Origin of the sequence: Mesorhizobium sp. M0768 (assembly GCF_040320195.1) — a bacterium.
Classification (GTDB): Bacteria; Pseudomonadota; Alphaproteobacteria; order Rhizobiales; family Rhizobiaceae; genus Mesorhizobium.
The window spans coordinates 18,071-39,477 of the sequence record NZ_JAMYPD010000018.1 but is presented as its reverse complement, the minus strand read 5'-3'; the positions used below and the strand labels follow the sequence as shown (position 1 = coordinate 39,477).

Below are 21,407 nucleotides of genomic sequence, written 5' to 3'. Positions count from 1 at the left end.
GACATTGTCCTGCAAATTTTTTTCGAGGTTAAGGAGAAAGCCGCCGATCGCGGCTCCTCTAGTCAGGAATTGCGATGGCGCGATATCGAGATTGGGCGCAACGCTGGTCGCCGATTGTAAGTAATTGAGTGGCTCGCCTAAACCATTTCGGGACGTTTTGAGGCCTCGCGGATCGCCTTGTGCACGCTGCGCTGCAAATCCATGAAGGCCGGGGTTTCCATGACCTCTTCCCGGCGCGGGCGCTCGATGTCGACATTGAAGGTCTGCATGATGCGTCCTGGGCCGATCCCCATCACGACGATGCGGTCCGAAAGGTAGACGGCTTCTTCCACATCATGGGTGACGAAGAGCACGGTGAGCCTGTGCTCCTCCCAGATCTGCGTCAGGAGTTCCTGCATCTGATGCCTGGTCAAGGCATCGAGCGCGCCAAAGGGCTCGTCCATCAGAAGCATTTTGGGTCGATACGAAAGAGCACGCGCTATGGCCACCCGTTGCTTCATGCCGCCCGAAAGCTCAGACGGATAACGATTGGCGCTGTGCGGGAGCTTGACCAGATCGAGATGCTCGCGTGCTATCCTGCGGCAGGTCGCGCGATCATGACCCGCGGCCTTGAGCGCGAACTCGATGTTCTGCTGCGCCGTCAGCCAGGGAAGCAGGGTGTAGGACTGGAAGACGACGCCGCGGTCGAGGCCCGGCTGCAGGATCGGCGCGCCATCGATGGCAAGATCTCCCGCGTCGAAATCCTGCAGTCCGGCAACGATCGACAGCAGCGTGCTCTTGCCGCAACCCGACGTGCCCACCAGCGAGACGAACTCGTTGTCGGCAAGATCGAGATTGATATCGCGCAGCACTTCCGTGCGCCGCGCGCCCGTGCCGAAGCTCTTGTGGAGACCCTCGATCCGCAATTTGGGCAAACTCATCGGCCCGGCCTCATTGCACGTGGCCCTCCTGCCGGAACAGCACTTTTCCCAGTGCCTTCATAACCTGGTCGGTAATGAGGCCAAGCACGCCCAGCAGCAGGATGTAGCCGATGATGGTGTTTGTCTGGAAATAACGCTGGGACACGGTGATGCGGTAGCCGAGCCCTGATGTCGCCGCGACAAGTTCCGCCAACACCAGCCAGGTCCATGCCCAGCCGAGACTGATGCGCAACGTATCCCAGATGCCTGGCAAGGCGCTGGGAACCACGATGCGCGTCAGGATCCTGCGATCCGGCAGGCCGAGCGTCCTGCCAAGGCCGATGAAATCAGCGGGAACCCGCTTCACATTGTCCATGATCATCAGCACCTGCTGAAAGAAGGTGCCGATGAAGATGATCAGGAACTTCTGGGCATCGCCGGTCCCCGACCACAGGATGGAGAGGGGCACGAAAGCGACCACCGGCATGTAGCGGATGAAATCCACAAGCGGCTCGATCGCCGCTTCCCAAGTCCTGAAGCTGCCGATCAGCACGCCAATCGGAATCGCCAATGCCGAGGCGATGAGGAAGCCAACAGAAATACGGTATATCGAGGTCCTGAGATCCAGCCACAGCGTGCCGTCACCCGAGAGCTTGCCGAGCTGGGTCACCACGCTCCCCGGCGAGGGCAGGAAAATCGGCTTTACCAGCCCCAACCCCGTTGCCGCCCACCAGGCGAGGCCGAGGCCGCAAAAAACCTCCACTGCTATCATCCGTACGCGCGCGCGTGCGATGGGCGCGCCGATCCCGGAGTAGCGGCGACGGCGCATCGGCTGTTTGATCACCTGCCCCGGCGCTGCGTGAGACGGGCTTGGCTTGGTCGCACGCTGCTCGGACATTTGCGTCACCACCGCGAGCCGGCCCTCGTCATTTCGCGGCCTTGACGAATGACGGGTCGATCATCTGCTCCGGCGTCACGTCCGCCTGAAGCAGCCCGGCGTTCTTGGCGGCTGCCTCGACATCGGCGAATGTCTTGGTGGAAAATTCGCCCGTCAGCGCATCCTTGTTTTCGGCGAGAGTATAGTAACGCACGCCATCAAAGGCGGTGTTGAGGTCTTCGACGCTCGAACCAACCGCCTTGGAGATGATCGCCCGGCCGTCGGGCGTGTCGGCATTGTAAGCCTTCAGGGCCGCATCCCAGGTTTTGATCATGGCAAGCACCTGGCCGGGACGCGACTTGATCACCTCATCGCGCACCACGAACACGTCACTGATCAGGCCGGGATCTTCGCCTGCGGTGAAGAGCAGCTTGACGTCCTTGTTCTGTGCCCTGGCCGCGGTGAGATAGGGCTCATAGGTAACCGCGACCGGGACCTGGCCGGCGATCAACGCACTGCCGGCATCCGCCGCCGGCATTGGAACCGGCTGGACATCGGCGATGGACATGCCGTTCTTGGCGAGCGCGTATTTGAGCAGGATGTCGCTCGTCGTGCCTTCCTCGAAAGCCACCTGTTTGCCCTTGAGGTCGGCGACGGAGGCGATGTCCTTGCCGGCGATCATGGCGTCCGCCGTCATGCTGACGTCGAGCAGAAGCACGATCTTCACCGGCAGGCCGGCCGCAACCATGCCCATAGCCGTGTGGGTCGCGATGTTGGCGGCATCGAGCTGGCCGCTCGCCAGGGCGGCGTTGATGTCCTTGTCCTCGGCGAAGTTCACGATCTGCACGTCAGACAGCCCGTTTGCCTTGAACAGACCCTTGGCTTCGGCGACGTGCCACTGGCCGTAGCCAAGCCATGGCTCGATGCCTATCTTGAATGTTCCTGCCTCAGGCGTCGCCGGAATTGTCGTGTCGGCCGCGTAGACCGCCGGGGCAAACCCGACGGCAGCAGCCATAACGAGTGCCCGAAATTGTCCTGCTAGGTTACGCATCATCTTGTTCCCCTTGATGATCAGGCCGCTTTTTTTGAGCCAAACATCCGGCCTGGTGAGAATGCGGGCTTCTGCTCTTGCGGCACCGTGCCTCGGCATCTTAGCTGTCCGTTCAACGAAAGTGCGACGACACTTCAACGTCAGCAACAGCGGATGTCAAGGCTAAATACATACATGCATATACAAGTTAGCCCCCCTCCTTCCGACTCTGATTCGCTTCACTGCGATCAGGTTTTTTTGGATGGAGAATATCGACTGCCAAGCGAGTAGCGGCTGCCAACGTAAGTCAGCTTGCTGATCGTGGCAACGACGGCGCCCGTCCATGTCCGGCGATGCAGAAACAGGCAGCAGCTGCCGACGTCGATGCCCAGATACCGCGCCGTCTCGGCATCGGCAGGGGTCGCCGAGATGATGTGCTCGACCTCCGTCACGGGGGTTTTCTGCATGAGGTAGTCGTAGGTCGCTGTCTTGGAAAAATCCTGCTTGTCATAGTCGGGTATCAGGCCCGGGTTGACGAAGCGCTCTTCCAGTTGCACAGGCAGGTCGTTCTCGAAGTTGACGACGATGGAATGGTAGACCGACACGCGCTTTGCAAACTCAAACGAAAGCGCGAGCTCCTTTGTCGGCGTGATCTTTTCGAGGACGATAACCTCGGAGCGATGCCTGTTTCCCCGCGCGACAATTTCCGCCGCGATGTTGTTGATCTCGATCAGTGCGGATTGCGGTCGAGGCGGCGCGATGAATGTGCCGACGCCCTGGAGCCGGATCAGAAAACCCGCAGAGGTCAACTCTCGCAAGGCACGATGGACCGTCATCCGAGACACGCCGAGTGTCGCCACGAATTCATTTTCGGACGGCAGCTTGCGGTCCTTGCTCCATCGCCCCGTTCCGATATTCGTCAGGATGTAGTCCTTGACCTTCTCGTAAAGAGGGCTGGCGGTGTCGGGCAAAGTGATCATTACAAAAATCCTTTCCGGCAAGGTTCGGAAATCACACGCGCCCGGCAGACCGCATCCGGATGATTGTTTTCAAGCCATCGCCCTGTCCCGCCAACAACCGCTTATAGGCTGCGGGAACATCATCCAGGCCGATCTCCCGGTCGATCAGTTCGACCATGGGCTCGCTCAATTCGCCGAGCATCCGGATGGCGTCGGGAAGCTCATCGGCAAAGGCGTGGCATCCCAGCAATGCGATTTCGCGTTCAACCAGGATGTTGGGATCGATATCGAGGCGGCCGTGGAATATGCCGACCATCGCAACGGTGCCGCCGGCGTCGAGAACGCCGAGCAACTGGCCGAGTGCTGCGATGCTGCCGGTCGCTTCGACGGCAGCGAGCAAGGGGGCATCCGCGGTGGCGGCGGCGATGGCGTTCCGGTTCAAATCGACGATGCTGGCGCCGGTGACCCGCGCCACGCGGGCGCAGCGGCCCTGATTGCGGTCGGCGACGAGCACGGTACCTGCGAATGTCCGGGAAAGCAGCAGTGCGGCAAGCCCGCCAATGGTCCCGCAGCCGACGACAAGAACGGAACCGGCCGTTTTCGGCAGACGCCGCACTGCGTGCAACGCTACAGCCAGCGGCTCGGCCATCGCCGCGACCCGTTCGTCAAGCACGGCTTCGACGATGTGCAGGAGGCGTGCGGGCAGGACCGCCTGTTCGGCAAATCCGCCGTCGCATATCTCGCCGACAAAGCCCAGCGACGTGCAAAGATGCCGCTTGCCTGCATGGCATTGCGCGCATTCTCCGCACCAGAAACGGGAATCGGCGACCACTCGGTCGCCAACACCGACGGTATCCACGCCCTCGCCGATGGCAATCACCGTGCCTGTCAGCTCATGGCCGGCCGTGGAAGGCGATCGGCTTATCCATTGGCCCGTGCGGAAGTTGTGGAGATCGGAACCGCAAATGCCTGCGGCATCGACCCTCAGCTTCACCCAGCCTGGCTCGGGAGCGCCTGGCGCGGCGATATCCTCGACGCGCAGGTCGCCGGGTCCATGGAGCCGCGCCGCCCTCATCGTCATCGTTTCCGCTCAGCCGGCGAGATAGCGATCGCGGATCTCCGAAACCGCGTTCTCATGCGAGCTGAATCCTTCGTAGCGGGCGAGCCTGCGGGCATGCAGGGCGAGTTCCGGATAGGCCGCCGAGGTCACATAGCCGACCGACGATCTCTTGACGAAATCCGTCACGGAAAGCGGTCCAAAGGTTCGCGCCCACCGGCTGGTCGGCAGCACCGCATTGGGTCCCAGGACGAAGTTGGCGAGGGTCACCGGCGTATGCGGACCCATGAGGATCTCGGCAGCTTCCGTGATACGTCCGAGATGCGCAAATGGCTCCGCTGACAGAATCTCGAGGTGCTCCGGCGCATAGTCGTTGATGAACCGGTAGCTGTCCTCCAGCGACTCGGTCAGCACGATGCCGCCGCGCTTCCCAGTCAGCACCGCGCGTGAGAACTCCACACGCTGTTCGCTCATCCTGGACCAGTGTTCCGGTATCGCAATCAACGCGGCTTCGGCGACCTTGCGGCTGTGCGTCACTAGGTAGGCCGAGGAATCCGGCCCGTGCTCGGCCTCGATCAACAGGTCAAGAGCGGCCAAGCCGCCGTCGACGCTGTGATCGGCAAAAATGATCGCTTCGGAAGGACCGGCGGGGAGACCTGTGTTGATGATCGGGGACAACACGCTCTTTGCCGCCACCACCCAGGGGCTCCCCGGCCCGACGATCTTGACGGCAGGCTTCACGGTCTCGGTCCCATAGGCGACGGCGGCGACCGCATGGGCGCCGCCGCACTTGTACACGGTCTCCACGCCGGCGATGCGGGCAGCAACCAGCGTCGCGGCGTCGACGGAACCATCCGAAGTCGCAGGCGTCACAATCGCGATCTGGGGAACCCCGGCAATCACCGCCGGAACCGAGGTCATCATCGTCACCGAGGGAAAGGCGCCTTTGCCGCGCGGCACATAAAGCGCAACGGAAGCAATCGGTGTGTATCGGTCACCCGCATAGGCGCCCGGCCGAACTTCCTTGAGCCACATCGTTTCCGGGCGCTGCTCCTCGTGGAAATGCCGGATGTTCTCAATGCCGAACCGGATACTCTCCACGACATCCTTTTCGACCTTGTCGAATGCCGCGTCGAACTCCGCTTCCGAAACTTTCAGTCCACCGTCGGCAACATCGGCTTTGTCGAGTTCGCGTGCAAACCGGAGCAGTGCCGCGTCACCTTCATCCTTGACGGCCTGAATGATTGGACGGACCTTTTCGATGAAGGAAGACAGATCTCCTTCGGCGCGTTTCAGTAAACTGGCCCGCTGATCGACGCTGAGGGATGACAGGCGGTGGAAGCTGACGTCAGACATGGCGGCTCCTTTTGTTAGAACGCAATTACGATTAGCGCTTGTCGATCACTTCTGGGACACGTCTCCGGCCCCTGAAGCCTTCAAATCGATGCGAGAAAGCCTCCATCCACGGGAATGGACTGGCCGGTTATGTAGGCTGCCGCATCCGAAGCGAGGAACACCGCGATTCCGTGCAGGTCCGAGAGATCACCAAAACGGCGCTGCGGAATCTTGGCGAGCATCGATTGCTGCCATGCCTCGTTGCTGTAGAACACGTCTGTCATCGCTGTTCTGAAATAGCCAGGCGCAATGGCGTTGACCCGGATCCCGAGATCGGCCCACTCTGCAGCAAGCGCCCGCGTCATGCCGAGGAGGCCTGATTTCGACGAGCCGTACGGCACCGCCGTGGGAACCCCAACCTCGGAGGTCAGCGAGCAGAGATTGATAATGACGCCGGGCCGTCCGGCGTCTCTCATCTGCCGCGCGGCGGCTTGGGCGCAGAAGAAGGCGCCTTTGAGATTCGTATCGACAATCCGGTCCCACAAGGCCTCGTCGACATCGAGTGAAGGCCGGACCTCTTCCACCCCCGCATTGTTGACGAGAATATCGAGACCTCCGAGCAGGCTGCCGGCCTCGGCTGTCGCCGCCCGGCAGCGGTCGACATCGGTGACATCCAGGGCGACGGCGTGCGCGACCCCGCCGGCGGTGCGGATGGCGGCCATCGTCTTCTCGAGCGAGGCCACGCTGCGCGCCGCGACCGCGACGTCGGCGCCGGCCGCGCTGAGCGCCTCGGCGATGCTGCGCCCGATGCCACGGCTTGCGCCGGTTACAAGCGCCTTCCTGCCTGACAGATCGAAGAGAGATGCGTTGCGCATGTCATCCTCCTTGGTAATGTCGCGCTTGAACCGATCGCGTCGAGACTATCCGAATGCAGCTTATCTATACAAGCATGTACATCATGGCTGTAGTGCGCCATGCGGAACTTTGCTTGTCAGAGCGGCAGCGCATTGACCGACATCGGACCGGTCTACGCGGTTCGCCCCAGCCCATCTGGAGTTCATCGGGAGGGGATAGATGAAGCGCGCAGTAGACCACGACGCGATGAGCGTGGTCGGCTATACCACCCCCTGGAGTGCCAAAGCAGGCCAGCGGATCAACCTCAGCCTGTCATGCGATCGGCCGATAAAGGCCACACGAATTTGCCGGCTCGACAAGCCGGCTCCGGAATTTCTCGCCTGGCCCATCGAAACGATAGGTGAAGCACGGCATCGGCATTTCGACCAGGGGTCGTTCCTGTTCGTGCGAGCCGGCGAACTGGCCAAAGTACAAGCCGTCCACGGCATTCGTTTCGAGCTGTTCCTCACGCGCAACGAAGGTGCGCGCACGATCCTGGAAGCAGGCGCCCTCGGGCTGCGCCTCCGCGACGACGGCGCATTTGTCGTGGAAATCGGTGACGAAACCTTTGTCGAGAAGAAGGCGCCAACTGGTGTGTGGCTCACCGTCGAATTGGATCTGCGGCAGGAACAATCGCGTCTGCGCATCAAATCCCATGACCGTCTCGCGCCTTACGAACTCCATGAAGGTTTTGGCGGCCCGGCGCGGAACCTCCAGGCGCACGGCATCCATTTCGGCGCAAGTGCCACCAACCACGAACCTACCCTCAACGCGAAATTTGCTGCGATCCGGCTCGACACCCCACAGGGGACTGTTGCCTGGGATTTCCCGACGCTGTTACCAACGCAACCGATCCTGTCGTCGGGCGGAGCAGATCCGCTGCTCCTAGATGTGATCAATCAGCCAGCCTTCTGCGTGACTTCGGCACGCTGGGACGGATCGAGCTTCGAGCCTCGCTTGGTGCCGTCGCACTACGACGCTATCCATTGCCACGACGACGACATCGGCCCGCTTGAGTGGCCGGTCTCGCACCGCGTGACGATCCCCGAAAACGCACACCCAGGCGTCTACGCGTTCCAGGCCGAATGGGAGGGTGGCTACGAACGCGTGGTGTTCTTCGTCACCTCTTCACAGGTTTCGTCGCCGCTGTTGTATCTCGTGCCGACGGCCACCTATCTCGCTTATGCGGACGAATATCTCCCGGATCATCTTTATGAATGGAAAGGCGACGACCGGGGACATCGCTTCGCGATCGCCAACAATCTGAAATCCCTTTACGACTACCATTCCGACCTTAGCGGTGTTTCCATCTGCTCCTACAAAAAGCCGAAAGTGACGCTCAGGGACGATTACGATTATCCGCTCTGCGGCTGCCCACACAATTTGCCGGTCGATCTGCATTTCCTCCGATTCTGCCACGACAATGGAATCGTGTTTGACGTCATGACCGATCACGAGTTGCACGAATGCGGCATAGACGGTTTGCGTCGACATCAAGCCGTCGTCACCGGCAGTCATCCCGAATATGTGTCGATCGAGATGGAGCAGGCGCTGCGGCAGTTTGTAGCCGAAGGCGGCAGCATCGCCTATCTCGGCGGAAACGGCTTTGCTGCCACTGTGGCTTTCAAGGACGACCTGATGGAGTTGCGGCGCTCGCCGCTGGAGGCCGGCCGCACCTGGGACGGCCCGGTCGCCGAACAGGCGCTGTCGATCACCAACGAACCAGGCGGCTATCTCCGCTGCCGCGGCCGAGGCGAATTCTCGCTGATCGGCGGTGCAATCTCATTGATGGGTTTCGATGGCGCACGCCCCTTCACGCGCACTGAGGAAAGCCATGAAGCAGGATGCGCATGGCTGTTCGAAGGCGTTGAAAATGCGACCTTCGGCACCGACGGCATGGTGCTGGGCGGTGCCGCGGGCTACGAAGTGGATGCGACGGATCCAGCCCTCGGCACTTCCGCTGACACCGTCGTGATCGCGCGGGCGACGGGATTTCCCGACAGCTTCTTCCAGGATCCGACGCGCTGGTATGAGGGCGGGGATAAGCAACGCATCGCCCGCCGCTGCGCCGAAATGACCCTGCGAAAGCTCGCAGCAGGCGGCTTGATCTTTTCGGCAAGCTCGGTTGCCTGGTGCGGCGCGCTGCCAGCCGCAGGCGCCATGAACGATGTCGGCAGGATCACGCTCAATCTGCTTACCCGCCTGGGCGCGACGAAAGGAGAACCCGGCCGAGAAAAATCGACCAGCTGATTGGCGCCGTTACGGAAAGACCCGTATCCGGTTTTGGGAATCAAATCAGTCGGCGTGCAGCGGCTTCGTCTCACATGCCTCTCGCCACCTGGCGGGCAGCAGTTGCCTCAGCCGCAACCAGCCGGCGAAATTGCAGCCCGGTGGTGAAAGTTGGGCGGAGGCCTATGTGGCGAGCGGTGACTTGGCGGAGGAAGTCGCGAAGTTGAAAGCCCAAGAGGGCAAGCCGATCATCGCCCACGGCGGAGTGAGCTTCGCCCGCAGTCTCGTCGCCCAAGGACTGGTCGACCAGCTCGCCCTGATGGTGGCCCCGTGGCGCTGGGCAAAGGCCTGCCGCTGTTCTCCGAACTCGCCGCGCCGATGTCTCTCAAGCTGGTGAGCTCGAAAGCCTTTCCGGGGGCCGCGGTGGCGCAGATTTACCGGCCAACGTGAACAGGTCAGAGAATGTGTGCAGCCAACGAACCGACGAAGTAAGGGCGAGGTATAAATGAATGCGATCCCTTCGGATCGTCGTCGATCGATAGGAGCCTGTGCATGGCGAAGCTTGTGTTCGGAATGATGCAGTCGCTCGACGACTATGTCGCTGGCGCCGAGGGCCGGCCCGGGCTGCCGATGCCGGGCGAGGCGCTCCATCGCCACTTCAACGCTGCGTCTCGTGGCCAGCGACCGGGTTGGCGAGGACGCGATCAGAGTGACGTACGTTCCCCGCCTGATCACAACCCACCCGACACCCTAACGTCCGTCGGACCGAATTTGAGCTCATTCCCACTCGATTGTTCTAAATCTAGTTAGGCCATTGATATAGCTAGGTTTTTTATTCGTTGCCGCGCAAGAATCCGACCCATGGGCCGTCAAAACGTTACAGTCTTGATTTCAAATGGAAAAATAGCACGAAAATTTTTTGTGCGGTTTTGGCATCTATCGAAGTCGATCGCCTTTCCCGACCCACTTTGGGCAACTCAGGTGGGTTTCACAGCGAACCAAGAAAGTACCGTCACTAACTTTCATAGCACAGCGCGCCACAACGCGACCCGCCGCGGCAGCGTCATCCAAGCGCCATCCCTCTCCGTTTGTAGGTGAACTGGATACCGCTGGCAGTGCAAACTGGACACTCCCGGCAGCATAAACTGGACACCTCAAGACCCACCCGCTCCGAGAGTTGTGTGCGTCAAGTTCTGCAAAATGGCGTGGCATTGCGTTGACGTTGGCGTGTCCGCCGCGCAGCCCCCGTGTTTAGCGGAGCGGCGGACACATGACGGTGCTCAGGCGGCCAAGGCCCTCAGGGGAGAGGGGCCCCGCGTTCCGTGGCACCGGCCCGCAACCTTCAGAATATGATAGCCCGCGGCAACCGGAGAAGGGAATCTGTGCTCTCAAACCAGCATCGACTGCTGGGCGGAGATACCCGCCGTCGCGCCATGCGATGTTGCCAGGGTGACCGAGGCCATGAGGGGGTTGGCGAGGTCGCCGGCGGCGTAGATGCCGGGAATGCTAGTTTCGCGGCGCTCGTCGACCTTGAGTGCGATGCCGAGGGGCGTATCGACCGTGGCGAGGCCCAGTGATTCATGCAGGCTTGCGGACGGCTTGTTGCGCGGATGGGCGAACAGGATGTCGACCGCGACATTGCGGCCGGTATCGAGATTGACGGTGGCGATATGGCCCCCGTGATGGGCGATCTCGGTGATCCGGCCATCGACGACAGGTATGTTGCGGCGCGCCAGATCGGCCCGGATATCGGGTGGAATGTCGTGACCATCGGCGAAGAGCGTCAACGTGTCGGTCCAATCGTGGTACAGCCTGACATAATTGTGCGACTGCGGGCCGGACCAGACGAGGCCCCAATGCTGGCCGGCGGCCTCAAAGCCGTCGCAATAGGGGCAGGGTACGATGGACGTGCCCCAGCTTTCGGCAAAGCCCGGAACATCAGGCATCTGGTCGGCGACGCCATAGCTCAGGATCAGGCGCCGCGCCCCAAGGCTTTCGCCATCGCCAGTGAGGACGGAGAAATCGTCGATGGCGCCGGAGACGCTGTCGGCCCGGGCACTGACCAGCCTGATCGTGGGATAACGCGCCAGCTGCTGCCGCACCTCGGCCAGGATGTCCAGCGGTGGCTTGTGATCGTGACCGAGCAGGCCATGCGAGTGGCCGGCGAAGCGATTGCGCGGCAGGCCGGTATCGAGAACTGTGACCTTGCGGCGGGCACGGCCGAGCTGCAGGGCGCCGGCGAGACCGGCAAAGCTGCCGCCGATGATGATGACGTCATCCATGGTGATGGGCTCCGTGTTGTTGATGGAGGGGAGTGGGCTGGGCCTGGCGCGAAATATCGTCCAGCGATACGCGCTCGAGACGGGCAGCGAGCAGGGCTTCGGCATCGGCGAGAAAGTCGCCCATCACTGTGTTGGCCGGCCGGACAATGCCGCATTCGATATCGCCGGGCGGCCCGGGGAAACTTGATTTGGAGGACAGGTTGAAATCCACCCGCTAGCTTGCACATTTCGGAAACTACATGGTATCGTAATTCAAGAATTAGGATACTGTCAAGGACTGGAATTGTCGTGACCGAAAACAGCCAGGGCCGGCGCGGCCGGCCCGCCAACGAGGCGCTTGGCCAAACGATACTCGACGCCGCTTGCGAACTCTTTGTGGAATTGGGTTTTCAAGCGACGACATTGGACAAGGTCGCCCAGCGGGCGAAGATATCCAAGCTCAGCATCTATCGGCACTTCGAGAACAAGGAGGCGCTGTACAGCGCGGCCATCGCGGCCGGCTGCCATCAGTTGTTTGCACCACAGGCCCTTCTTGAAGGCGTCGACGGTTCGGTCGACGATCAGCTCATGGCGGTGGGATCATCACTGCTTCGCACGCTGTTGAGATCAGACGTCCGCAGTGTCGAAGCCATGGTCATGGCCGACAAGACGAATCAAAAGTCGTTAAGCAAGCTCCATTACGAAGCCGGCCCCGCCCATGTCATCGCCCAAATCGAGGCCCTGTTGCGCCAGCTGCACGCGAAGGCGGTTCTGAACGTGCCCGATCCTCTCCGGTCCGCCCGCTTGTTTGCCGCGCTTTTCAAAGGATCCGATCTCCTGATTATCGCACGCTTCGATCAGGCGAGAGCAGAAGACGACAACGAAATCGAATCCTATTGCCGGTCGGCCATCGCCATGTTCATCGCCGCGCACGGTGGCAACGACCACGCGGGCGGATAAGCATTTGATTGCTCCGGGCAGCTTGGCCGGGACCGTATCCAGGCGCTTCGTCATATTGGGCCGGCGCGCGGCCGAGCTTGCACAGATCGCGGCACCTCATCTTTCTCCCAACGACAAAAAGACGCTCGCATCTACCGCGGTCCAAGCTCCCGCCTGGATGCGGTCGACGCTTCTCTCCATCGCAGATCCGGCAGCAGTCGGGACAACATTTGATAGGTGATGCGACGGTGCCATCCGACGATATGCTATCGGGTCCGGAACATCGATCGGTACCGCAGCCAAAGCTGAAACTATGTATGTCGATAACTAAAGTTCCGTCAGCGCAGAAATGTCATGGTACGGGCAATTTTCGTTATATTTCAAAGCGTTGACGCACAGAAAAGTACCGTCAAATCCCAAAAACGAATGACGGTACTTTTTAGAATGCTCTGTCGGATACGAAAAGTACCGTCAAAAGTACCGTCAGAGTGATCTGCTACAAGCTGCGAGCCGCGCCAGGCGCTCCGATAAACTTAACTATTTCAATGATTTGATAGGTTTGTCAATTGCATTGATAAGGTGCCCTGGCTAGCAGTCTGCCCTGCCCGCAAATCATTGTATTTTCTGCGAAATTCTACGCTAGAGCCGCCTATCATCGCCGTTTCCCTCACTCCCACTCGATTGTGCCTGGCGGTTTGCTCGTCACGTCATAGACGACGCGGTTGATGCCGCGCACCTCGTTGATGATGCCGGTGGCGGCTGCGCCAGGAATGCCATGTCGTGACGGTAGATATCCGCGGTGCTGCCATCTACCGATGGTGATGCGCGTACATACCGATAAGGGCAGCGGTCACGAGCCGCGCTGTCCCCACGGGCATTGCTCTACGTGCGCCCTTCAAGGAAAAGGAGCATTGTGACGGGGCTTAGCTATAGACGCTGTAGCGTTGATCTAATGCGATTTATCGCAGCATCGACGCCTTGCCTAGGCAGACTTTCAACCTTGTAAAATGAAAGGAACGTAAGCGAGGCTTGAGGAGCACAGGTATTCAGAATAGCTGTCTTGAGAACACGCCGCACTGGCCGCCTGAGGATCAGCCAATCGACCCACCAAGGTGAGCCCAAAGTTGTTATTGCAACCACCTTCCTTAACTGGCGAAGTCGCGGTTGCATGGCACCAAGATCGGCTGCGTGATCGTATGCAATACCAGGCACCCATACCCTGTCGAACCAGCCCTTCAATATAGCTGGAGGTCCGAACCACCACGTGGGAAAAATCAAGACGATAGTCTCGGCCCAGAGAAGATCCTCAATCTCTTTAGCTACCTCTGTGGTCTCGAATCCGGAATAGTAGCTCGCACGCTCCGCCGGTGTAAGAGCCGGGAAGAAGCCAGATCGATACAGATCAACATGTCGGCACTGGTGCTTCGCATCCACCAGGGTGTCGATAGCTGCGTTCGAAAGCGTTTGGCAAAGGCTTGGATTGAGTGGATGAGCCGTGACAATCAAACATCGCATACTAATATTTTGAATCCTCCCCAATTTGGTTGCGCTGCGCGTCATCATTCGTGCGGCGCGGTGCTCGGGCAAAGCTTCTCATAGCAATCATGGGATTTCGAAATAGCTGTACGCGCCACAGTCTTCAAAGAGCAATTGTTTTTCAACGCCGAGAATGGCCCTTCTCGTCGCCTTGAGGGACTAGAGGCCACCATGCAAGGACAATCGCCTACATCTGCCGGGGTATTATCGCTTCCGCCACTCTGCTCTCGGCAGCTCGCTAAGACTCCCCCTCATTCCCACTCGATGGTTCATAGCTATGGTAACTCGCTGATTTGGCTATCGCAAATCCTTTGCGCATGACGAAGAACCCTCTTGCGATCCGTCAGAAATTTGCGCTCTTGATTTCAAACACCAATTTCGACGGTCCACGATTTGCTCGTTTTGGCGACTATCGGTATCAATCGGTCGATTTCTTTCTGACGGCCGCCGACCGCTCGAGACAGCGCCATCGGCGACCTGCCAGGCGTCAGTCGCGCGATATGGACAGCCCCGCGAGAAGCGGCGCGTACGCGGCGAGCCTGCGGGATACGAACTCCGTGAAGAGCCGTACGCGCTTCGTCTTGCGTGTCTCCCCCTGCGTGAGAAGCCAGAGCGTTCCGTACATGTGCAGGTCGGTGCCCGGCACCCTCGCCAGCAGGGGGTCGGCATCGCCGACGAAGCAGGGCAGTGTCGTGATCCCGAGCCCTTGCCGTACAGCAACGATCTGCGCCTCGGCGTCCGTGGTCCTGAAGGGAACCGCCGTGGTGCGAACCTCACCCTCGCTGGCCCATTCCGGAATTCCATGAATGCTTATGACGATCCACCGGATGGGATCAGGTGCGCCCGCACGCCACGCGGCTAGTCGATCGCAGGACATATAGACGCCGCCGAACAGCTCCGGTCCCTTCAGGCCGTGAAGGTTGAGCGGCAGGGTTTTGCGGTCGTAGACGACGCGGATCGCGACGTCGGCCTCTCGGTTGGTCAGATTTGCCAGCTCGCCGGACGACAAGATTTCCATCTCGATGTCCGGATGCAGACGCGCGAAGTCGGCGAAGTCCGGCATGAGCAGGTGTGTCGCGAGGGGCGGTGCCAGCGTCACCCGCAGAAGCCCGCGCACGCTCTGGTCGCGCCCGAAGACCCGCGTCTCCAGCAGGTGCGACGACACTTCCATCTGGTCCGCGAACTCGAGGACCTCCTCGCCCGCAGTCGTCAGGCGGTAGCCCGAAGGCAGCTTTTCGAACATGTGCACCCCGAGGCGTTCCTCGAGCTGGGCGACACGTCGCAGCACGGTCGAGTGGTTCACACCGAGGCGCTCGGCGGCGGCCCGCACCGAGCCTCCGCGCGCGACGGCAAGAAAGTAGCGAACGTCATCCCAGTCGATCATGGTGCAATCCGGCACCGCGCGGTGCGCCTTCCAAAGCCCGTATCTAACACATCGAACAGCAGTACGGGCGGTCATCATAGCCTATGTCGACGCGCGCAGCTCAATTCCGAACGGCGGACGCCGATCGTCGCGGCTGGCGTCAGTCGTCCAGCCGGATCGATTTCGCACCACCGATGTGCGCGCTTCCGCACTCAACAACTGACGCCGGCGGACCCATTTCGAGGTTCTCGGGGGTGTCCCCGCACAACCAAAGGCGAAGGCCTGGAAGGATAAGTCATGGGAAAGCTTGAAGGGAAGGTTGCAGTCATCACCGGCGGCGCTACCGGCATCGGCCGCGCCGCAGCAAAGCGCTTCATCGAGGAGGGCGCCTTCGTTTTCATCTTCGGCCGTCGGCAGGAAGCGCTCGACGCCGCTGTGGCCGACCTCGGGCCCAATGCCAGCGCGGTGAAGGGCTCGGTCTCCGATCTGACCGACCTCGACCGACTTTACGCTGCGGTGAAGGCCGAGCGTGGAACCCTCGACATCGTCTTTGCCAATGCCGGGGCGGGAAGCCAGCTTCGGCTCGGCGAGATCACCGCCGAGCACATTGACGAAACCTTCGACACCAATGTGAAGGGTACGATCTTCACGATCCAGAAGGCGCTGCCGCTGATGAGCGAGGGCGGTTCGATAATCCTGACCGGATCGAGCGCTGGCACCACGGGCGCCCCGGGGATGAGCGCCTACAGCGCGAGCAAGGCGGCAGTGCGCAACCTCGCGCGGACCTGGGCGGAGGACCTAAAGGGCACCGGCATCCGGGTAAACGTGCTGTCGCCCGGGGCCACTGCGACCGAGCTAGCGAAGGAAGCGCTAGGCGAGGAGGGCCAGAAGGTCTTCGCCTCGATGACTCCGCTCCAGCGCATGGCCGATCCGGCGGAGATCGGGGCGGCGGCGGCCTTTCTCGCGTCGTCGGACAGCAGCTTCATGACTGCCAGCGAGGTCGCCGTTGACGGCGGTCTTGCGCAACTCTGACGCGCTAACCCAGCGCCGTTGAAGGCCGGGGAAATCAATACCAACACGGATCGGAGAAGATCATGAGCTACGCAATTGTAGGATTCGGTAAGATAGGCCAGGCCCTCGCCCACGCCTTCGCCCGTAAAAACATCGACGTGGCCGTCGCGAGCCGCCGACCGCCCGAGGCGTTGGCGCCGCAGGCTCGGGCGATTGGACCCACGGTAGTCGCCAAGTCGCTGCGGGATGCACTCGAGGCCGACACAATCATCTTGGCAGTCCCGTTCGGGGAGCATCGCGAGGTTGCGAAGGCTCTGCCGAGCTGGGAAGGCAAGACAGTCATCGACGCGATGAACGCGTTTCCAGTGCCTGAAGAGCTGGACGGTCTCCCGTCCTCCGCCTTCGTCGCGAAGGCGTTCACCGGCGCCAAGCTCGTCAAAGGGTTCAATCATCTGGGTGCGGCCTCTCTGGCTGCCGATCCGATCGTCCAGGGCGGGCACCGTGTCGTCTTTCTGTCGAGCGACGACGAGGACGCGACCGCTCCCGTGGCGGCCTTGGCCAAACAACTCGGGTTCGCACCCGTCAAGCTGGGAAAGCTCAACGAGGGTGGCGCGCTGGTGCACGCGCGCGGCCGCACTTGGGGCCAGCTCATCTTCCAGGATTTGTTCAAGAAGGAGCAGTAATCGATGTACGACCATGTGACTTGGCCCGAGCGATATGATCCGAAAACGTCGGCCATCTACGCACTCAACGACATTGACGTGAAGGCGCCGCCTGAAGCGGTCTGGAAGCTGCTCGTCGAAGCCGAGAATTGGTCGAGCTACTTTCCCGCCGAGGATCAGGTCAAGATTCTGACGGGGGAGCCGGAACTGGCGCTCGGAACGCGATACAGCCGTGTGACGGTTGGATTTCCGATGAGTCTGGTCGTGACGGAATGCGAGCCCCTTCGCAGGCTCGCATGGGCGACGACAGTTGATGGCGACGAGACCGGCTCAAGCGCATACCATGGCTGGGTCATCACGCCTACGGACCATGGCTGCCATGTGCTGACCGAGGAAACGCAGCAGGGCCCCTTCTTCCTCGATGAACTCGGGCGCAAACATCCCGGCGCACTCTATCGGTATCACCAAGACTGGGTCGAAAGCCTCGCCCACGCAGCGGAGGCGGAAACAGCGAAGACGACAGTGGATTGATTGCGCTTCCTGTTTAATTTTGGAGATGAATATCGAACTCAAAGGCCGCAAGGCCATTGTTACCGGATCCACCGCCGGTATCGGCCGCGCGACGGCGGAGGGGTTGGCACGTGCCGGTGCATCGGTCGTCGTCAACGGCCGTGGAAACGCTCGGGTCGATGAGGCGGTGCGGCAGATGCGGCAGGCCTTCCCCGGCAGCGACATCTCGGGTATCGCCGCTGATCTTGCGACAGCGGAGGGGGCAAAGGCCTTGATCGCGCATGCGCCTGACGCCGATATCCTTGTGAACAACGTCGGTACAGCACACATCCGGAGCTACAACGGCGTCGAGGATATCGCAAATATCCCCGATGAGGACTGGCTTGACCTCTTCCAGTTGAACGTAATGAGTGGCGTGCGCGCGAGCCGTCATTACCTGCCGCGGATGGTGGCGAAAGGCTGGGGCCGCATCGTGTTCATAAGTAGCGAATCCGCAGTCAACATCCCTAAGGAAATGCTCGACTATGGCATGACCAAGACCGCTCAACTCGCGGTCTCACGCGGGCTTGCCGAGGCGGTCGCGGGCACGGGCGTCACCGTCAACGCCGTCCTGCCGGGACCTACCCGCTCTGAGATCCTGGGCAACTTCATGGCGAAACAGGCTGACGCAAATGGAATCACGCAGCACGAAGCCGAGCAGGGCTTCCTGCAGGCGATGCGTCCGACGAGCCTCATCCACCGCTTCGCGACCACCGATGAGGTGGCCAACATGATCATCTACACATGCTCGGAGCAGGCTTCGGCGACCACCGGCGCGGCTTTGCGGGTGGATGGTGGCGTGGTCCGCTTCGTCGCGTAGCAGGACGACCAAATTGTTCCGTTCGCCAACTCGGGTCCGCTGTCGGCCAAGCTGCTGAAGCATGGCACGCTTAAGTCTACAGGGATCTGGCGCACGGCATGCGCACGATCCACGCATTGCGGGAGCACTCTGAAACTATGCGAGGCACGAGAACGTATTCAGCTACGGCGCCGTCCCCGCTGTGCTCGGCGGCTGTGTGCTCGTCTCGTTGGTCCCGCCCCGGGGCTTAGACCATGATACAAATCCACGGAACATGATGTCTATTGTCCGAGGAATTGGATCGGCGCTCCGATCCCAATCCAAAGCATGTGCTGTGAACGGCGCGGTGGATCGATCCCTTTGAGCATCTCTACACATAATCGAAGGTCTATCGCCGACCTGCAAAACGGCTGCTTGTTCTTGCAGAATCGCCCGCGAACTATCGCCTCCTATCGTTGACCAACAATTTCCGAATATATCCCACAGTACTCCAACCTACTCTACCGCACGCCCCCTCACTCCCACTCGATTGTTCGGACGGACCATAAGCAGCTGATTTCGCTCGAAATTTCTCAGTTTAGATGACAATAGCCGACATGGGGGCTGTCAAAAATCTACGCTATTGATTTTAAACAGACTTTTCACTGAATATTTTTCGCATGGTTTCGGCATCTATCGAGGTCGATTGCCTCTGAGAACCGATTTTTAGCGGCTGGGAGCCGCTCCGCTAACAGCGGAAAAGTACCGTCATGTCTCTTATAGCAAGGTTTCGTCGCCCGGGCGAGGCTCGTCCAATCCGCGCCCCAGAGCAAGCCTACACGAGGGCCTGACGCACCGTGTCGCCGTGAAGTCAGGTGGCCGGCAAGCCTGGATCGATGCCGGTCATGGCGATGGAGACGTCCCAGAGCCGCTTCGCAAGCGCGGGATCTTCGGCATGCGGCGCGCGCTTTGCTTCGCCGGCTACACCGCGGATTCCGCCAAGGCCGGTGGGACCGTAATAGCCTCCGGGCTTCACCTTGCCGGTCGCAGCCAAAAGTGCTGGCCACGCGCCCTTGTCGGAGCTATTGAGCAGCAGGCCGACGATTGGGCCTGCGATCTGGACAATCCCCATGTGGCGGCCAAGACTTGTATTGGCGACGCCAGGGTGAACGCCGATGGCTGTGACGGGCGACTTCGGCGCGCGCAGGCGACGATCCAGTTCGAAGAAGAACAGCGCGTTCGCCAATTTGCTGCCGCCGTAGCGATCGGTCTTGATGTAGCTCTTGTCGGCGTTGAGGTCGTCCCAGTCGATCTTGGCCTTCAGATGCGCGATGCTCGAGGTCACGACCACCCGCGATCCCGGCGTCTCCGCCAGTTTGGGCAGGAGCAGCGAGGTGAGCGCGAACACGCCGAGATGATTGACGCCGAACTGCGATTCGAACCCCTGCTTCGTGCGCGTCAGCGGCGGATTCATGATCGCGGCATTGTTGATGAGCGCATCGATCCGTGGCTCCTTCGCCGCGATCTCGGCTGCGGTGCGAACGCTGTCCAGGTCACCGAGGTCGAGCGGCAACCAGACGAGATCGGCATTCGGCGTGATCCGCTTGATCCGCGCGATGGCGTCCTGCGCCCTGGTCTGCTCGCGGCAGCCAAGCAGGACGCGCGCGCCCCTGGCGGCAAGCACCCGCGCGATTTCGAACCCGACGCCGGCGTTGGCGCCTGTGACGATGAAGCTTTTTCCCGTCTGCTTGGGAACGTTAGCTTCGGTGAAACCCTTGCAATTCGACATTTTCGATCCTTATCTATGAGTGACTACATACTCATTTAGGGGCTAAAACTCAGGCGGCAGACCCCTTCCAGAAAAGGTCGAACCCGGCCTGCCGGATGGCGTCACTTTCCTGAGGTTTGGCTGTGACCGCGTTGATGCTGATGTCTGCCAAGTCGAAGAGAATGGTATCGATGTAGAAGGCGATCCTGTCAGGCGCGGCATGGCCGGCGAGACACTCCTCTACCATCGTCCGCGCATCCCGCTGCATGGCGTGACACCGGTTCCGGCTTTCCGCTGTCACGCGATCCGACACCTTCAACTGACGAAGGGCCTTGCGCGCCGTGGCGTGAGCCAGTCCCCAGTCAATCAGACGGTTCCAGACCGCGAATAGTCGGTCTTTGGGGGAGGCGTCCGCCGGATATGGCGCCAGCATCATCTCTACCAAGTCGGCCTGGATCTCGAGAAAGAGCTGGTTGAGCAGATCGTCCTTGGTTGGAAAGTAAGTGAACAGCGTTCCCTCAGACACGCCAGCAGCCTTTGCGATCTTGGCCGTGGACGCGCCTGTGCCCAGGCTGGCGACGAACTCGGCCGCTGCATCGAGCAGTGCCTGTCGCTTTTCTTCACTGAGGGGACGCGCCATATTTCCGTCCAACGACATTGAGTGAGTACATACTCGATTATATAGGGAATAGCATGAGATTGGTCAAGGGATGTAGCCCCGCATCTTTCGCGGTCCATACCGACCAAGCTCGAATGAAGATTGTGTGGGCACACACCATGAGGCTGCGGCTGCCTTTTCAATAAGGGACGCAGTGGGGATCGAGATGTCTATCGAAAGGGAAATGCATTGAATTCAGGGCCTTGATTGCAGTCCCCGGGGCATCATCATGCCTACTTCGATGAGAGCAGGTGATGGCACGCCCAGCCCTGACCAATCCAAAAGCGTGAACGGCACCACAAGCGGACATTACTCGGTATCTATCGAGATGTGTGAGCCGCCTACCCTACGACACAGTTTCCCGCAGTATCCGAAACTACGCTCCCCTCACTCCCACTCGATCGTTTTGAGCCATCGTAACGCGTTGACGCGGCAGCACAAACTTTTCGGCACGCCCTAAAGAACCGACTCTGCGATCCGTCAGAAATCTGCGCTCTTGATTTCAAAAGGGAATTTCGGCGATTCGGGATCGGCTCGGTTTCGGCGACTATCGACAACAATCGGTCTATTTTCGGCAGCCGCGCCGCAACAAGCCGCGACCC

General features: G+C 60.6%; 19 protein-coding genes and 3 pseudogenes. 8 read left to right on the top strand and 14 right to left on the bottom strand.

The window, feature by feature from the left end; translation table 11 throughout:
* Window positions 1–137 precede the first annotated feature (137 nt).
* From NKI08_RS21480 to NKI08_RS21450, 7 genes are all read right to left on the bottom strand, one after another.
* The gene (locus NKI08_RS21480; RefSeq protein WP_352451005.1) at window positions 138–920 is read right to left on the bottom strand and encodes an ABC transporter ATP-binding protein; all 783 of its coding nucleotides are present in this window, start codon (window positions 918–920) and stop codon (window positions 138–140) included.
* Window positions 921–930: 10 nt separating this feature from the next.
* Window positions 931–1,728: an ABC transporter permease gene (locus NKI08_RS21475; protein ID WP_352772075.1), complete on the bottom strand. Its 798-nt coding sequence runs from the start codon at window positions 1,726–1,728 to the stop codon at window positions 931–933.
* A 97-nt stretch (window positions 1,729–1,825) separates the two neighbouring features.
* Complete coding sequence (locus tag NKI08_RS21470; protein WP_502896457.1) at window positions 1,826–2,827, bottom strand: ABC transporter substrate-binding protein; 1,002 nt, start codon at window positions 2,825–2,827, stop codon at window positions 1,826–1,828.
* Between the two features lie 227 nt (window positions 2,828–3,054).
* The gene (hutC, locus tag NKI08_RS21465) at window positions 3,055–3,786 is read right to left on the bottom strand and encodes a histidine utilization transcriptional repressor HutC (RefSeq protein WP_352502138.1); all 732 of its coding nucleotides are present in this window, start codon (window positions 3,784–3,786) and stop codon (window positions 3,055–3,057) included.
* 31 nt (window positions 3,787–3,817) lie between these two features.
* On the bottom strand, window positions 3,818–4,840 hold the full coding sequence (locus tag NKI08_RS21460; protein ID WP_352772073.1) for a zinc-dependent alcohol dehydrogenase: 1,023 nt from the start codon (window positions 4,838–4,840) through the stop codon (window positions 3,818–3,820).
* Window positions 4,841–4,855: 15 nt separating this feature from the next.
* Window positions 4,856–6,178, bottom strand: a complete 1,323-nt coding sequence (gene hisD / locus NKI08_RS21455) for a histidinol dehydrogenase (RefSeq protein WP_352502137.1) — start codon at window positions 6,176–6,178, stop codon at window positions 4,856–4,858.
* An 80-nt stretch (window positions 6,179–6,258) separates the two neighbouring features.
* A complete protein-coding gene (locus NKI08_RS21450) occupies window positions 6,259–7,032 on the bottom strand; it encodes an SDR family NAD(P)-dependent oxidoreductase (protein ID WP_352473450.1) in 774 nt (257 codons plus the stop codon).
* A 226-nt stretch (window positions 7,033–7,258) separates the two neighbouring features.
* On the opposite strand from NKI08_RS21450, the gene NKI08_RS21445 reads away from it, so the two are divergent.
* Together NKI08_RS21445 and NKI08_RS21440 are read left to right on the top strand one after the other, a co-directional pair.
* Window positions 7,259–9,301 carry a N,N-dimethylformamidase beta subunit family domain-containing protein gene (locus NKI08_RS21445; protein WP_352772012.1) on the top strand — a complete coding sequence of 681 codons (2,043 nt, stop codon included), beginning with the start codon at window positions 7,259–7,261 and terminating at the stop codon, window positions 9,299–9,301.
* Window positions 9,219–9,551 (top strand): annotated as a pseudogene (locus NKI08_RS21440) (hypothetical protein); the annotation flags it as partial. The gene NKI08_RS21445 and the pseudogene NKI08_RS21440, both read left to right, overlap by 83 nt.
* Before the next feature lie 1,117 nt (window positions 9,552–10,668).
* On the opposite strand, the gene NKI08_RS21435 reads toward NKI08_RS21440, so the two are convergent.
* Complete coding sequence (locus NKI08_RS21435; protein ID WP_352473452.1) at window positions 10,669–11,562, bottom strand: NAD(P)/FAD-dependent oxidoreductase; 894 nt, start codon at window positions 11,560–11,562, stop codon at window positions 10,669–10,671.
* On the bottom strand, window positions 11,555–11,773 hold the full coding sequence (locus tag NKI08_RS21430) for a hypothetical protein (protein ID WP_352772010.1): 219 nt from the start codon (window positions 11,771–11,773) through the stop codon (window positions 11,555–11,557). The genes NKI08_RS21435 and NKI08_RS21430 overlap by 8 nt, the downstream gene beginning before the upstream one ends.
* A 77-nt stretch (window positions 11,774–11,850) precedes the next feature.
* On the opposite strand from NKI08_RS21430, the gene NKI08_RS21425 reads away from it, so the two are divergent.
* Window positions 11,851–12,501 carry a TetR/AcrR family transcriptional regulator gene (locus NKI08_RS21425; RefSeq protein WP_352473455.1) on the top strand — a complete coding sequence of 217 codons (651 nt, stop codon included), beginning with the start codon at window positions 11,851–11,853 and terminating at the stop codon, window positions 12,499–12,501.
* A gap of 646 nt (window positions 12,502–13,147) precedes the next feature.
* On the opposite strand, the pseudogene NKI08_RS34725 reads toward NKI08_RS21425, so the two are convergent.
* The 3 genes and pseudogenes from NKI08_RS34725 to NKI08_RS21410 form a co-directional block, all read right to left on the bottom strand.
* Window positions 13,148–13,311: pseudogene (locus NKI08_RS34725) on the bottom strand (GMP synthase (glutamine-hydrolyzing)); the annotation flags it as partial.
* 96 nt (window positions 13,312–13,407) lie between these two features.
* The gene (locus tag NKI08_RS21415; RefSeq protein WP_352772071.1) at window positions 13,408–13,995 is read right to left on the bottom strand and encodes an NAD(P)H-dependent oxidoreductase; all 588 of its coding nucleotides are present in this window, start codon (window positions 13,993–13,995) and stop codon (window positions 13,408–13,410) included.
* Between the two features lie 508 nt (window positions 13,996–14,503).
* Window positions 14,504–15,400 (bottom strand): LysR family transcriptional regulator, encoded by an 897-nt coding sequence (locus tag NKI08_RS21410; protein ID WP_352502130.1) that lies wholly within the window; start codon window positions 15,398–15,400, stop codon window positions 14,504–14,506.
* A 276-nt stretch (window positions 15,401–15,676) separates the two neighbouring features.
* Between NKI08_RS21410 and NKI08_RS21405 the strand changes: the two genes are divergently transcribed.
* The 5 genes and pseudogenes from NKI08_RS21405 to NKI08_RS21385 form a co-directional block, all read left to right on the top strand.
* Complete coding sequence (locus NKI08_RS21405) at window positions 15,677–16,411, top strand: SDR family NAD(P)-dependent oxidoreductase (RefSeq protein WP_352772007.1); 735 nt, start codon at window positions 15,677–15,679, stop codon at window positions 16,409–16,411.
* Window positions 16,412–16,473: 62 nt separating this feature from the next.
* Window positions 16,474–17,073, top strand: coding sequence for an NADPH-dependent F420 reductase (locus NKI08_RS21400; RefSeq protein ID WP_352473459.1), 600 nt, complete (start codon window positions 16,474–16,476; stop codon window positions 17,071–17,073).
* 3 nt (window positions 17,074–17,076) lie between these two features.
* Entirely contained in the window at window positions 17,077–17,583 is a 507-nt protein-coding gene (locus NKI08_RS21395) for an SRPBCC domain-containing protein (RefSeq protein ID WP_352450990.1), read from the top strand.
* A 25-nt stretch (window positions 17,584–17,608) separates the two neighbouring features.
* Window positions 17,609–18,421, top strand: a complete 813-nt coding sequence (locus NKI08_RS21390; RefSeq protein ID WP_352473461.1) for an SDR family NAD(P)-dependent oxidoreductase — start codon at window positions 17,609–17,611, stop codon at window positions 18,419–18,421.
* Between the two features lie 3 nt (window positions 18,422–18,424).
* Window positions 18,425–18,537, top strand: a pseudogene (locus NKI08_RS21385) (alpha/beta fold hydrolase); the annotation flags it as partial.
* A 713-nt stretch (window positions 18,538–19,250) separates the two neighbouring features.
* On the opposite strand, the gene NKI08_RS21380 reads toward NKI08_RS21385, so the two are convergent.
* Window positions 19,251–20,168, bottom strand: a complete 918-nt coding sequence (locus tag NKI08_RS21380) for an oxidoreductase (protein ID WP_352502127.1) — start codon at window positions 20,166–20,168, stop codon at window positions 19,251–19,253.
* Between the two features lie 49 nt (window positions 20,169–20,217).
* The gene (locus NKI08_RS21375; RefSeq protein ID WP_352772004.1) at window positions 20,218–20,787 is read right to left on the bottom strand and encodes a TetR/AcrR family transcriptional regulator; all 570 of its coding nucleotides are present in this window, start codon (window positions 20,785–20,787) and stop codon (window positions 20,218–20,220) included.
* Between the last annotated feature and the right edge of the window lie 620 nt (window positions 20,788–21,407).